Source organism: Ramlibacter sp. (assembly GCF_029866045.1).
In the GTDB taxonomy this organism is placed as follows: Bacteria; Pseudomonadota; Gammaproteobacteria; order Burkholderiales; family Burkholderiaceae_C; genus Ramlibacter.
This window is the reverse complement of the sequence record NZ_JARXAB010000144.1, coordinates 1-11,694: the sequence shown is the minus strand read 5'-3', so window position 1 is coordinate 11,694 and position 11,694 is coordinate 1. Positions and strand designations below refer to the sequence as shown.

Annotated in this window: 14 protein-coding genes; 5 read left to right on the top strand and 9 right to left on the bottom strand. The window is 66.1% G+C overall.

The window, feature by feature from the left end:
- A partial coding sequence (locus QE494_RS14855) for an NAD(P)/FAD-dependent oxidoreductase (protein ID WP_300044399.1) occupies positions 1-942 on the bottom strand: 942 nt, incomplete at its 3' end.
- Between the two features lie 271 nt (positions 943-1,213).
- Here QE494_RS14855 and QE494_RS14850 point away from each other — a divergent pair.
- Positions 1,214-2,062 carry a dioxygenase gene (locus QE494_RS14850; protein ID WP_300044397.1) on the top strand — a complete coding sequence of 283 codons (849 nt, stop codon included), beginning with the start codon at positions 1,214-1,216 and terminating at the stop codon, positions 2,060-2,062.
- 35 nt (positions 2,063-2,097) lie between these two features.
- On the opposite strand, the gene QE494_RS14845 is transcribed toward QE494_RS14850, so the two are convergent.
- From QE494_RS14845 to QE494_RS14835, 3 genes are all read right to left on the bottom strand, one after another.
- Positions 2,098-3,078: a hypothetical protein gene (locus QE494_RS14845; RefSeq protein ID WP_300044396.1), complete on the bottom strand. Its 981-nt coding sequence runs from the start codon at positions 3,076-3,078 to the stop codon at positions 2,098-2,100.
- Positions 3,079-3,148: 70 nt separating this feature from the next.
- Positions 3,149-3,508: a TraR/DksA C4-type zinc finger protein gene (locus QE494_RS14840; RefSeq protein ID WP_300044395.1), complete on the bottom strand. Its 360-nt coding sequence runs from the start codon at positions 3,506-3,508 to the stop codon at positions 3,149-3,151.
- Between the two features lie 178 nt (positions 3,509-3,686).
- The gene (locus tag QE494_RS14835) at positions 3,687-4,241 is read right to left on the bottom strand and encodes an outer membrane beta-barrel protein (RefSeq protein ID WP_300044394.1); all 555 of its coding nucleotides are present in this window, start codon (positions 4,239-4,241) and stop codon (positions 3,687-3,689) included.
- Positions 4,242-4,455: 214 nt separating this feature from the next.
- Here QE494_RS14835 and QE494_RS14830 point away from each other — a divergent pair, with 214 nt between their 5' ends.
- Positions 4,456-5,088 (top strand): LysE family translocator, encoded by a 633-nt coding sequence (locus tag QE494_RS14830; RefSeq protein WP_300044393.1) that lies wholly within the window; start codon positions 4,456-4,458, stop codon positions 5,086-5,088.
- A gap of 70 nt (positions 5,089-5,158) precedes the next feature.
- Here the strand turns inward: QE494_RS14830 and QE494_RS14825 are convergent, their stop codons facing one another.
- The gene (locus QE494_RS14825; protein WP_300044392.1) at positions 5,159-6,586 is read right to left on the bottom strand and encodes an FAD-binding oxidoreductase; all 1,428 of its coding nucleotides are present in this window, start codon (positions 6,584-6,586) and stop codon (positions 5,159-5,161) included.
- A gap of 218 nt (positions 6,587-6,804) precedes the next feature.
- On the opposite strand from QE494_RS14825, the gene QE494_RS14820 reads away from it, so the two are divergent.
- From QE494_RS14820 to QE494_RS14810, 3 genes are read left to right on the top strand one after another with little or no spacing between them, the layout of a single operon-like run.
- Complete coding sequence (locus tag QE494_RS14820) at positions 6,805-7,053, top strand: AbrB/MazE/SpoVT family DNA-binding domain-containing protein (RefSeq protein WP_300044391.1); 249 nt, start codon at positions 6,805-6,807, stop codon at positions 7,051-7,053.
- Complete coding sequence (locus QE494_RS14815) at positions 7,047-7,382, top strand: type II toxin-antitoxin system PemK/MazF family toxin (protein WP_300044390.1); 336 nt, start codon at positions 7,047-7,049, stop codon at positions 7,380-7,382. Before QE494_RS14820 ends, QE494_RS14815 begins: the two co-directional genes overlap by 7 nt.
- 13 nt (positions 7,383-7,395) lie before the next feature.
- Positions 7,396-8,091, top strand: a complete 696-nt coding sequence (locus QE494_RS14810) for an SOS response-associated peptidase (RefSeq protein WP_300044389.1) — start codon at positions 7,396-7,398, stop codon at positions 8,089-8,091.
- Here the strand turns inward: QE494_RS14810 and QE494_RS14805 are convergent.
- The 4 genes from QE494_RS14805 to QE494_RS14790 all read right to left on the bottom strand — a co-directional run.
- Positions 8,010-9,026, bottom strand: coding sequence for a D-2-hydroxyacid dehydrogenase family protein (locus QE494_RS14805; RefSeq protein WP_300044388.1), 1,017 nt, complete (start codon positions 9,024-9,026; stop codon positions 8,010-8,012). The genes QE494_RS14810 and QE494_RS14805 overlap by 82 nt on opposite strands.
- A complete protein-coding gene (locus tag QE494_RS14800; RefSeq protein ID WP_300044387.1) occupies positions 9,023-10,399 on the bottom strand; it encodes a CapA family protein in 1,377 nt (458 codons plus the stop codon). Before QE494_RS14800 ends, QE494_RS14805 begins: the two co-directional genes overlap by 4 nt.
- Positions 10,399-11,451 (bottom strand): TauD/TfdA family dioxygenase, encoded by a 1,053-nt coding sequence (locus QE494_RS14795; RefSeq protein ID WP_300044386.1) that lies wholly within the window; start codon positions 11,449-11,451, stop codon positions 10,399-10,401. Before QE494_RS14795 ends, QE494_RS14800 begins: the two co-directional genes overlap by 1 nt.
- Before the next feature lie 23 nt (positions 11,452-11,474).
- Positions 11,475-11,694, bottom strand: a 220-nt coding sequence (locus QE494_RS14790) for a tripartite tricarboxylate transporter substrate-binding protein (protein WP_300044385.1), incomplete at its 5' end; no start/stop codon positions are given.

Genomic DNA, 11,694 nt, shown 5'->3' with positions numbered 1-11,694 from the left:
GGCAAAAATATCGGGGTCGCGCGTGGTCTGAAGCGTGTCGTTCACCACCAGCTGGTTGATGCGGTTGGTCTCCAGCCCGGCAAACTCCTTCAAGAAATCCGGTGCTTTCACCCCAGCGGCCCACACCACCAGTTCTGATTCGATTTCGCGGCCATCGGCCAGGCGAATGCCTGTGGGCATGACCGCCATGACCCTGGAGCTGGTGTGCACCTGAACGCCCAGGCGGGCCAGCAGGTGCTCCGTGGCCTGAGACAAGCGCGGCTGCAAAGCCGGCAAGATGCGGTCTGCCGCCTCGATCAAGCTGACCTTGATGTCCTTGTCTGCATCAATGCGGTCCAGCCCGAAGGCCACCACCTCGCGCGTGGTGCGGTGCAGCTCCGCGGCCAACTCCACGCCGGTTGCGCCCGCGCCGATGATGGCCACATGCAATTGCCGCTTGTGAATGACCCCCGCCTGGTTATGCGCACGGATGCAGGCATTGACCATCCGGGAGTGAAACGACTTGGCATCGTGCTGCGTTTCTAACTTCAGCGCGTGCGCCTTGACGCCCGGGGTTCCGAAGTCGTTGCTCAAGCTGCCGATACAAATGACCAGCGTGTCGTAGTCAATGTGCTGCGTGGGCGTCACGGCCCGACCATCCTCGTCCAGATAGGGCGCAAGCTCGATGGTCTTGTTGACGCGGTCCAGGCCCTTGAGCTCACCGATGCGAAAGGTGAAGTGGTGCCAATGCGCCTGGGCCATGTAGTCGACCTCGTGGTCGCCCACGTCCATGCTGCCCGATGCGATCTCGTGCAGCTTGGGCTTCCAAATATGGGTGCGGTTTTTGTCGACCAGGGTGATGAGCGCGCGCTTGCGGCGGCCGTAGGCATGACCCAGGCGGGTGGCAAGTTCCAGACCACCCGCGCCGCCGCCCACAATGACTATTTTGTGTTGTTTGCTCATCTTCAAGCTCGCATCTCAGGAGGACAAGCCCCGGCCGGAAATTTGAGCGCGATGAAACGCTCATCCGACGACCATCATAGTGTGGGGTGGATCATCCCCCTCGGGGGCCTTCGAGGGAGTGGATAAAGAGGTGCCCAAGCCGGTGCATACTTGAAAGGCTGGCGCGCCAGTGAAGCGGCGGGCCAACGCAAACCTGTTCGCGTGAGTCAGTTTTTTGCGCTGATTCGACTTCCGTCCAAGCTCACCGACCCAGCGCCCCGTCCAAGACCTCATGTTGATCCCCACCCCGACCCCTTACAGCCAAACGCCCCCGCGCCTGCCCACCCTCTTCGTCTCGCATGGTTCGCCCATGTTCGCGCTTGAGCCCGGCATTGCCGGCCCGCGGCTGGCTGCGCTGGCGCGTGAGTTGCCCCGGCCCCGGGCCATCGCCGTGGTCTCGCCGCACTGGATGACGCGGCGCCCTGTGGTGGGCGCATCGGCCCGCCCAGAGACCATCCATGACTTCGGCGGCTTTCCCGAAGCCCTGTACCGGCTGCAATACCCTGCCCCCGGCGAGCGCGAGGTCGCAGCCCGGGCCGCTGCCTGCCTGAGCCAGGCCGGCTGGCCCGCCGAACTCGACGAGGACCGCGGCCTCGACCACGGTGTCTGGGTGCCCCTGATGCACATGTACCCCGAGGCCGATGTGCCCGTGGTGCCGGTCTCCCTGCCCGCCGGCCTCGACGGACCCGGCGCCTGGGCGTTCGGGCGGGCCCTCGCGCCGCTGGCGGACGAGGGCATCTTGGTGCTGGGCTCTGGCAGCCTGACGCACAACCTGCAAGATGTTTTTGGTTCGCGCAAAGGCGCAGCCGAGCATGGCGGCGCAGGCGGCTACGCGCTGGCCTTCCCGGCCTGGGTTCAAGAGGTGGTGGAGTCGGGTTCGCTCACGCGTTTGCAGGCCATCATGGAGGAGGCGCCAGGGGCCCAACGCGCCCACCCGACCACCGAGCACCTGTGGCCGCTGCTGGTGGCCGCCGGTGCCGCCCGCGAGCCGCAGACCAGCAGCTACATCGAGGGCGGCATCGACCTCGATGTGCTGTCCATGTCCTCGGCGTTGTTCGGTCAGCGCTGGGCGCCGGTCTGAGTCTCAGCGCCTGAGCCAGACCGCAAGGCACCGGCCTACTTGCTGCCCGCAGCGCCCTCGCCAGCCGCAACCAGCTCGAAGCCGAAGCGGCCGCCGGGCTGGACCGACACCCGCACAGCACGCACATCACGCTCGCCAGGCACGATCAGGCGGGTGACGTTCGCCAGGGGCTTGCGGTCAAAGGTAAAAGGCTGGTCAATGCGGAACCTGTGGCTGTCGCCATGAATGACCAGCACCGGACGGCCCCAGCGCTGTGCCAAGGGCAGCAGGGTGCGGGCGATGACGCGCTGAAAACCCGACCAGCCGGGAAAGTCTTCGAAAGGTGTCTTCACCTCCAGCACGTCGGCTTGGAACGCCAGCACCAGGGCTTGCGCATCCACACGGCGGGCCTGATCAAAGGCGGCCTCCAGCCAGGCGGCGTTGGCCGCGTCACGGTCAAAGAACTCGGCCACCGCTGCCGGGTCGCGGGTTTCGAAGTTGTTGTTGCTGCCCACCATATGCAGCGTGGCAAAGACCACTCCCTGGTGCTGCCAGCGCTGGTTCTCGATGTAGCGGGCATGGGCGGGCATGAGCCGGGACTGGTTCTCCACCGTGATCGGCCGCTGACCGAGCGAGCGGCCCTCGGCGAAAAAGCGCTGGCGCAGGGCGGTCAGACGCTCCAGGGGGTTGTAGCCGCCGTTATTGGCCCGGTGGCAATCGGTCCATTCGTTGTCGCCGGGGGTGTAGACCACCGCGCCGGCAAAGCGCTGGAAGTGCGCCAGCTGGTTGGTGGACTCCTCGTCGCTGCAGAGGGTGGAGCCGGCCTTGAAGTCGCCCACATGCACCGAGAAGGCCGGGTCGAGCTGGTTAATACGGTCGATCAGCGCCTGGTAGGGCGGGTAGGACTGCGCCGGCGGGCCGTAAGGATGGTCACCGAGGGCGACGAAGGAGAAGGGCTGGGCGGTGGCTGCCGCCGCAGCGCAGAGCAGCGACAGGCTGGCGAGCGCGAAGCGCAGTCGAGCAACGAAAGAGTTCATCAGGCAAGCATCCCAAAGTCAGATTGACTTGGACAGGCTAGCTGATCTCTGTGACAAACCTGCGACTGGATCAGGCGGCCGATGCACAGGGCACACATTGAAGGGCCCAGGGGCAGGCCCGCAGGCGCTCGAACGGAATGTCAGCGCTACAGCGTTGGCACAGCCCGTAGCGCCCACCCCTGGCCAGGCTGAGGGCCTGAACCACTGCGTCAAGCTCGGCACGCTCCTGCTCGCCTAGTGCCGCGGACACCGCCTGCTCGGACCGCCGCTGGGCCGGGTCGTCGTTGTCCTGGCTGAGGACATCGGCCGCGCGGTCCACCCGGGACTGCCCGTGCAAGTGAAAGTCCAGCTGCGCACGCAGCGCCCGCTCATGCTGCTCGAGGTCAGCGGTGAGCTGAGCCTTTTGGCCAGGGGTCAGGTGTGAGGTCATGGCAATCTCCTTAGAGATGCCATGCTAGGCCTGCCAATGAGTTTGAACTTGACGCCGGTCAAGCCACTCGCAGTGGGCCCCAAACAGCGATCCCCGCTCAAGGCGGGGATCTTGTCTGACCTGCAATCGCGCAAGACGCGGATGTGGCCGATGGCTACCGGGCGGGACTCGGACGCCCTCAGAACTTCATGCCGACGGACAGGGCAAAGCCAGTGAGCTTGACGCTGTCCTTGTTGTAGTAGGACATGTAGTCGATACCCGCGTTGATCTTGTCGGCCACCTTGTAGCTGAGCCCCACGCCATAGCCAGCGCTGTTGCCATTGCTCTTGACCGCAGCGGCGCTGCCGGACTGAGTGCTCCAGGCCATGTTCGCAAAGCCAGCGCGGGCATACACCTCGAGGCCAGGGGCCAACTCGGCATGCGGCCTGACATACACGCCAGCCAAGGTGGAAAGCTTGGCCTGTTTGGTGCCGCTGGTGCTGTCCGTGACGCCGAAGCCCAACAGGCCCTCAACGGCCAGGCCACTGATGACATCCATGCCGCCGGTCAGGCGCAGGGCGGCCGGGCGCAGCGATGGGTCGCTCCCGTTCTTAAAGGTCGTGGCCAGGTAAGCCGCTTCGCCGAAAGGGCCTGAAGCCGGTGCCGCCTTGGCCTGCGCATGCACGGTCTGGGAAACAGAAACCAGGGCCAGCAGTGCAGTAGCGGCGCCAAGGTGAGTGAAATACTTCTTCATGGTGTCTCCTGAGTGATGTGGGAACTGGACCATTATGCACAGGACAGCAGATTGATCATTGGAGTCAATACGCCGTATGGCGAATGTCTGTGCGTCTTCGTCTTCGTCTTCGTCTGCGTCTTCGTCTGCGGTCGCTTTTGCGTTTGCGTTTGCGTTTGCATCCGCGTCAGAGGCCACGGATCGCCCTCACCGTCAGAGCCGCTAGCATCCCCACATGCTCAGCCCGGAACAGCTTCTCGGATTCCTGCTCGCCGCCGTGGCCGTCACCGCCTCCCCCGGTCCGGACAACCTCATGGTGCTGGGGATCGGCGTCTCGCGGGGCCGCCGTCAAGGCATCGCCTTTGGTCTGGGCTGCGCCCTGGGGTGCCTGAGTCACACCCTGCTGGCGGTGGTGGGGGTAAGCGCCCTGGTGGCCGCATCGCCCCTGGCCCTCACCGCGCTAAAGGTCGTGGGCGGCGCCTACCTGGTATGGCTGGGGGTCAAGAGCCTGCGCAGCCAGGGGCAGCTGGCAGTGGAGGCGGGCGCAGCCGAGACCGGTACGGCCGGTCTCCGAGCCCTCTTCGCACAAGGGCTGCTTGCCAATGCGATCAACCCCAAGGTGATCCTGTTCTTCCTCGCCTTCCTGCCGCAGTTCGTGCGGGTCGGACAGGGCCCGGTGGCCTGGCAGATGACGGCCCTGGGCCTGGCCTTCACCGCACAGGCGGCGCTTCTCTTTGGGCTACTTGGCTACTTTGCGGGCAGTGTCGGGCAGTGGCTGCAGCGCTGGCCGCGCGCCGGCCTGTGGCTCGACCGAGTCGCGGGCCTGGTGTTCATCGGGCTGGGAGCGCGGTTGATCTTGGCGCTCTGAGGCCGGGGGCCGCACTCAGGACCGAATCAGACCCACCTCAGACCCACCTCAGACCCGCGTCAGAGCCGCCTCAGGCCGCGAAGATTTTCCCCGGGTTGAGGATGTTGTCCGGGTCCAGCGCCTGCTTGATGGCGCGCATCATGTCGATCGCACCCAGGCCGGCCTCCTCGCGCAGAAAGTCCATCTTGTGCAGACCCACGCCGTGCTCGCCGGTGCAGGTGCCGCCCAGGCGCAGGGCGCGGGACACCAGCTTGTGATTGAGGTCCTCGGCCAGCGCCAGCTCTTTGGCGTCTCGCGGGTCCACCAGGTAGCCGAAGTGGAAGATGCCATCGCCCACATGGCCGACAAGGAAGTAGGTGATACCGCTGGCGTCGGCCTCCGCCGCTGAATCGAGCAGGCACTCGGCCAGGCGGCTGATCGGCACGCAGGTGTCGGTGCTGATGGCGCGGCAGCCGGGTCGGCTTTGCACGCCGGCAAAGTAGGCGTTGTGCCGCGCAGTCCACAGGCGGGTGCGTTCCTCGGGCGTGGTGGCCCACTCAAAGGCCTGGCCGCCATGGCCGCTGGCCAGGTCTTGCACCGTCTCGGCCTGCTCCTTCACGCCGGCGGGCGAGCCATGAAACTCCATCAGCAGCATTGGCTCTTCTCGCAGCGAGAGCTTGGCGTGGCGGTTGACCATTGCCACCGTCTTGCCATCGAGCAGCTCCACACGGGCGATGGGCACGCCCAGTTGAATGATCTCGATCACCGTGTGCACCGCATCGGCAATGCTGGGAAAGGAGCAGATGGCTGCCAGGATCGCCTCGGGCAAGGGGTAAATGCGCAGGGTGATTTCGGTCATGACGCCCAGGGTGCCTTCACTGCCCACCATCAGGCGGGTGAGGTCATAGCCGGCGCTGGACTTGCGGGCGCGGGTGCCGGTGCGAATGACCTCGGCCCGAGCGGTCACCACCTCCAGGGCCAGCACGTTCTCGCGCATGGTGCCGTAGCGAACCGCGTTGGTGCCGCTGGCGCGGGTGGCGCACATACCTCCGAGGGTGGCGTCGGCGCCGGGGTCGATGGGAAAGAAGAGACCGGTGGACTTGAGTTCTTCGTTGAGTTGCTTGCGAGTGACACCGGGCTGCACCGTCACCGTCAGGTCTTCGGCGTTGATCGACAGCACCTGGTTCATGCGCGAAAGATCGAGGCTGATACCGCCCTGCACTGCCAGCAGGTGCCCCTCGAGCGAGGAGCCGATGCCGAAGGGAATCACGGGCACCTGGTGGCGGGCGCACAGCTGCACCGCGTCTTGCACATCCCGCGTGCTCTCGGCAAACACCACCGCTGCGGGCGCCGGCATGTCCACATAGACCGACTCGTCACGGCCATGGTGCTCCCGCACGGCCAAGGCGGTGGAACACTGCGCGCCAAAGCGTGCACGCAGCTCGGCCAGGAAGGCCTCGGGCACCGCGCGGGGTGAAACGAGGGGAGCGAAAGCAGCAGAGTCGGCAGGAGCGTTCATGCGGGGTCTCGTCGGGTGCAGAGCGACAGGTGTCCCATTGTCCACTGGCTGGCCCCTGCGCAAAAGCTGGCAGGTTGCGGGCGGTAACGGTGCACCGGCGCGGTCCGGCGCGTGATATAGCACGGCGCGGTCCGGCGCGCCTAAGCCCAGCCAGCATCCCCCGTCCGCCGGCAGGCCGGTGCTACCATTGTGCTTCCATTGCCAGAGGAAGGCACGCCATGCAAGTCACAATTCGCCGGATGGGAAACTCACAAGGCATCCTGATTCCAAAGCCCATCCTCGCCCAGCTAGGTCTGGAGGGAAAGGCCGACCTGCAGGTGCGCGACGGCGTCATCGAAATCCGCCCTGTCCAGCGCAATCTGCGTGAAGGCTGGGCCGAAGACGCAAAGCGCCTCGCGCAGGACGGCCAAGATGCATTGGTCTGGCCCGAGTTCGGCAACCAGGCGGACGCGGACCTCACATGGTGAAGACCGGTGAAATCTGGCTCGCCCAACTAGACCCGACGGTTGGCCGTGAAATCCAGAAGACCCGACCCTGCGTCGTCATCTCTCCCCAGGAGATGAACGAGCACCTGCAAACCGTCATCGTGGCCCCCATGACCACCGGCTCGAGGCCGGCGGGTTTTCGGGTTCCGGTGGGTTTTCAAGGCAAGCAGGGACTGATCGTCCTCGACCAGATTCGCACCCTCGACCGTGTTCGGCTGGTCAAGCGCATGGGGGCGCTGCGCGCACCCACCCTGGCAGCGACACTGCAGACCTTGCAGGCCATGTTCGCGCCGCCCGCCAGGGGCCGCTGAGGTTCCGCCAGCCATGTGCGCTCACTACGAATCCACCCACGACCGGGTCAAGCTCCGCCAGCAGTTCGGTGTCGATTTACCCAGCGAGCTGGCCCGGCGCGACGTGTGGCCGGGCTACCTGAGCACCTTTGTGCGGCGCCACCCTCAGGCCGACGTGGGCGATGCGGCGGTACCGTCGCGCGAAGCCCAGGTGGGCAGCTTCGGCCTTGTCCCGGCTTGGTCACGTGACACCAAGATAGCCCGCCACACCTACAACGCCCGCAGCGAGACGGTGGCCGAAAAGCCCAGCTTTCGTGACGCCTGGCGACGGGCCCAGCACTGCATCATTCCGGTGGACGCCTTCTTCGAGCCCGACTGGCGCAGCGGCAAGGCGGTACCCACCCGAATTCGCGCCGCGGACGGCCAGCCCCTGGGTGTGGCGGGCCTGTGGTCCTGGTGGAAGAACCCAACCACCGGCGAGCCGCTTCACAGCTTCACCCTGCTCACCATCAACGCCGACCCGCATCCGCTGATGCAGCAGTTTCACAAGCCCGGCGAAGAAAAGCGAATGATCGTCATCTTGCCGCCTGATCGCTACGACGACTGGCTGCAGGCGGGCCCCAAGCAGAGTGGGGACTTCCTGCAGCCCTATCCGGCTGATGCGCTGGTAGCCGAGCGGCCGGGCCAAGCCAGCGCCTCCGGATTGAGCAGCTTGATCGGGGCCCCCTGAAAGTAGGCCTGCAAGCCCGTAACCGTGGCGCGGTAGAACTTGGCCAGGCTGTCGCGGGTGACATAGCCCACATGTGGGGTGAGCACCACGTTGTCCAGGCCACGCAGGGGATGCGCCCCCGGCAAGGGCTCTTGCTCAAAGACGTCCAGGCCGGCCGCGCCAATGCGGCGCTGTGCCAGGGCCTCGACCAGCGCCGCCTCATTGACGATGGGTCCGCGCGAGGTATTGACCAGAATCGCTTCGGGCTTCATCCAGGACAGTTCCTGCGTATCCACGGTGCGCCGGGAGCGGTCACTCAGCACCAGGTGAATGCTCAGCACATCGCTTTGCCGAAACAGCGCCTCGCGGGGCACCCACTCGGCACCATGGGCTGCGGCCTGGTCCGGGGTGAGGTTTTGGCTCCAGGCGATGACCCGCATGCCAAAGGCCTGACCAATCCGTGCCATGCTCTGACCGATGCGGCCCAGCCCGAGCAGGCCCAGGGTCTTGCCCTCCAGCAAGATTCCCGGGGTGGTGTCCCAAGCGCCGCGGCGGATGGACGCGTCGGCGCTGACGATGCGGCGCGCCGCCGCGAGGATCAAGCCCCAGGCCAGCTCCGGCGTCGCCTGGCTGCCCTCCTGGTCATGCGAAACATGGGAGACCAGAACACCACACCGCGTCGCAGCTGCCAGGTCGAGCGTGCGATGCGCACGCCCGGTGACGGTCATGAACTGCAGCTGAGGCAATTGTTCAATGAGCTGCGCTGGCATGGCGGTGCGTTCCCGCAAATGGCAAAGCACCGCATAGGGCGCCAGCACGCGCGCCGCCTCGTCCGGAACCGCCAGTTTGCGGGCGATGACATCCACCTCGCAGTGTCCCTCGAGCACAGACCAATCCGCCGAGGCGAGCGCCAGGCCCTCGTAGTCATCGAGAACAGCAACACGGGGCCGCGTCATGCGGGCAATCGCATCACCAGGGTGTCGCCCTCCCGCGCGAAGCGAGTGCCATAGGGCTGCGACAGCCGCTCGATGCGCCCGAGGACGGCGTCCGCCACCTCGCCCTGGGCCAGCAAGGGCCGGCCCCGCTGTGCGCGCGGACGACCATGCCCGAGGTCGAGCGGGAGCAAGCGCACGCGGGCCAGCCGGCCCGCCTCAAACTCGCAAGTCGCCGCGCAGCCTTGCCAGAACTCGGGCGAGGCCGGAAAGCCCCGCGTGTCTTTGCCGGTGCGCGCGTCAAGAAACTCCGAGGGGGTGGCGGTGGGCCCGAGCCCAAAGCGGGCATAAGCCTCGGCGGGAAAGGCACCGATCGCCTCGTTCTGGAAGATGAAGTTGCCCAGGCTGTGAAAGATCGGCCGGCCCTGGTGGATCTCGGCGCCCATGACCAGGTGCGGGCCATGACCCACCACCACGTCGGCACCCGCCTCCACCGCCTGGCGGCCGAACTCCAGCGCAAAGCGCGCTGGCTCGCCGAGCTCCACCTCGGTAGGGGCGGTCAGACGACCATCGCTGCCGAACTCGTGGTTGTGGAAGGAAAAAATCACCCAGTCGGCCTGGCTGCGGGCCTCGGCGATCCAGCGCAAGATGTCCTGCGCGTCGTCCTTGTTCGCACGGGTCGTGGTGCCGGCCTGCGCGCCGCGCTGAAACTTGGAGCCGAGAAACATCACGCTGTTGGCGTCGTCGGCCGGCGCCTCACTGGCGCTGTAGAACATCGAGCGGTGTCGCACACGCTCCTGGCTCATGCCCAGCATGTCGCTCGCCCGGCGCAAGGCCTCCAGCGAGGCCTCGTCGACCGTGTAGCCGGTGGAAAAGCCCAAGGGGCTGATGCCTGGGCGGCCCGGGCTGTCCGGGCGCGAATCCGCGGCCCGGTTCCACGGGCGGAAAAAAGCAGTGGCGGCCACCAAGGCCACCCGGCCGTTGGCGGTGTCCACATACACGGGCTTACGTGCCTCCATCAGCGTGCGGCCTGCACCCGCGTACGGCATGCGATGGGCGCGCAGGTGGTCCATGCAGGCGACCAGACCCGTCGGCCCGTAGTCGGTGGTGTGGTTGTTGGCCAGGGACACCACATCGACCCCCATCCAGCGCAGTTCCTCGAGCAGCTCAGGGGCGGTGCTCATGGGCGTGCCCTGGGTGAAGTTAGACCACCCCTCCTGGGCCTCGCGCACCGTGGTTTCCAGATTGGCAAAGGTCACGTCGGACGACTGCAGCACCTCAGCCAGCGCAAGAAAGGCCGGCTCCTGGTGCGGGCTCAGGGCGCGGGCGATCATGGCGTCGCCCACCAAAGCCATCGACAGCGTCCTGCGCTCAGCGTCGTACAGCGGCGCGCCCATTACTCGAGCGCGCCGACGGTTTCGTAAATGACCTTGCCGGTGCGTGAGGGAAAGCCCCCGCGAACGGCGCCGGGGCGCTGGTCGCGATAGATGGTCGCCATCGACGGGCTGAGGGCCCGGGAGTTGGGCACCGACATCCACATGCGCAGCAGGTGACGGCGGCGGTCCTCCTCGTCAAAGTCTTCGAATGCGGTACGCGAGTGAAGCAGCACATGGTTGTTGATGTACTGAATGTCGCCCGTCTCGAACATCGTGGAGAAGTGGAACTCGTCGCTGCCGGCCAGGCTGTCGAGCAAGGCCAAGGCCTCCTCCTGGATCGGGGTCAGGCGCGGCACGTCGGGGAAGCGCTGCGCCGAGATGATGTGCGTGCGCACGTAGCGGCAGGAGAACTTGCCCTCGTGCATGTTGAAGACCGGCTGCAGGTAATGGGGCGAGCCGCCCGGCTCCTCCTGACCCTGCCAGCTCCAGGTGAAGGGCTGGTACAGCACCTCGAGCAAGTCGGGACGGCGCCTGGCGATTTCGTTGTGAACCGCCACCGAGCTGCAGATCATGCTGAGGCCGCCGGCCTTGGCGGTGCGCAGCACGAACAGGCCCACCACGTCACAGGTATCGGTGTGATAGGTGAGCTTCTGGTTGGAGGTGTAGCCGCGGCCGCTGGCGCTATTGAGGTCGACATTCATATTGCGCACATCACCCAGGATGTCGCCATTGCTGCTTTGGGTGACGGCGGTACCCATGTGCTTGCCGATGCCCCAGTAAATCAAGCGCAGTTCGGCCTTGGTGTGCTGTTCGACCGGAAATCCACGCAGCAGGAACAGGCCGAGGCCGTCCTCGAGCACCTGGCGTGCGTGATCGAGCACGCGCGCCAGGGTCGGCAGGGGGAAATCCTCTTGCTCGAGGTCGGCCATGCTCTTGCCGCGCCGCTTCGCCTCGGCCAATGCGGCCTGGATTTCCACAATCTCGCCGCTCGAAAGGGTGTGTGTCCACTCCGGGGTGCGCCGCATGACTTCAGCGGCTTTCCAGTTGGCGGTGACATTGATAGGCGCGTGCATGGGGTTCTCAACTTTCGGGTGAATCAGTCCGCAGTGGTGCCGGTGGAGCGGATCACACCACCCCAACGGGCCTTTTCTTCACGGGTGAAGCGGACCGCCTCGGCCGGTGTGCTGATGATCAGGTCACGCACGTCCAGGCCCTTGATGTCGCGCGCCGCCTCGGGGCGCTTGAGCGCCTCGGAAATGGCCGCATGAATCTTGTTTGCGACGGCGGGCGGCGTCTTGGGCGAGGCCACCAGGCCC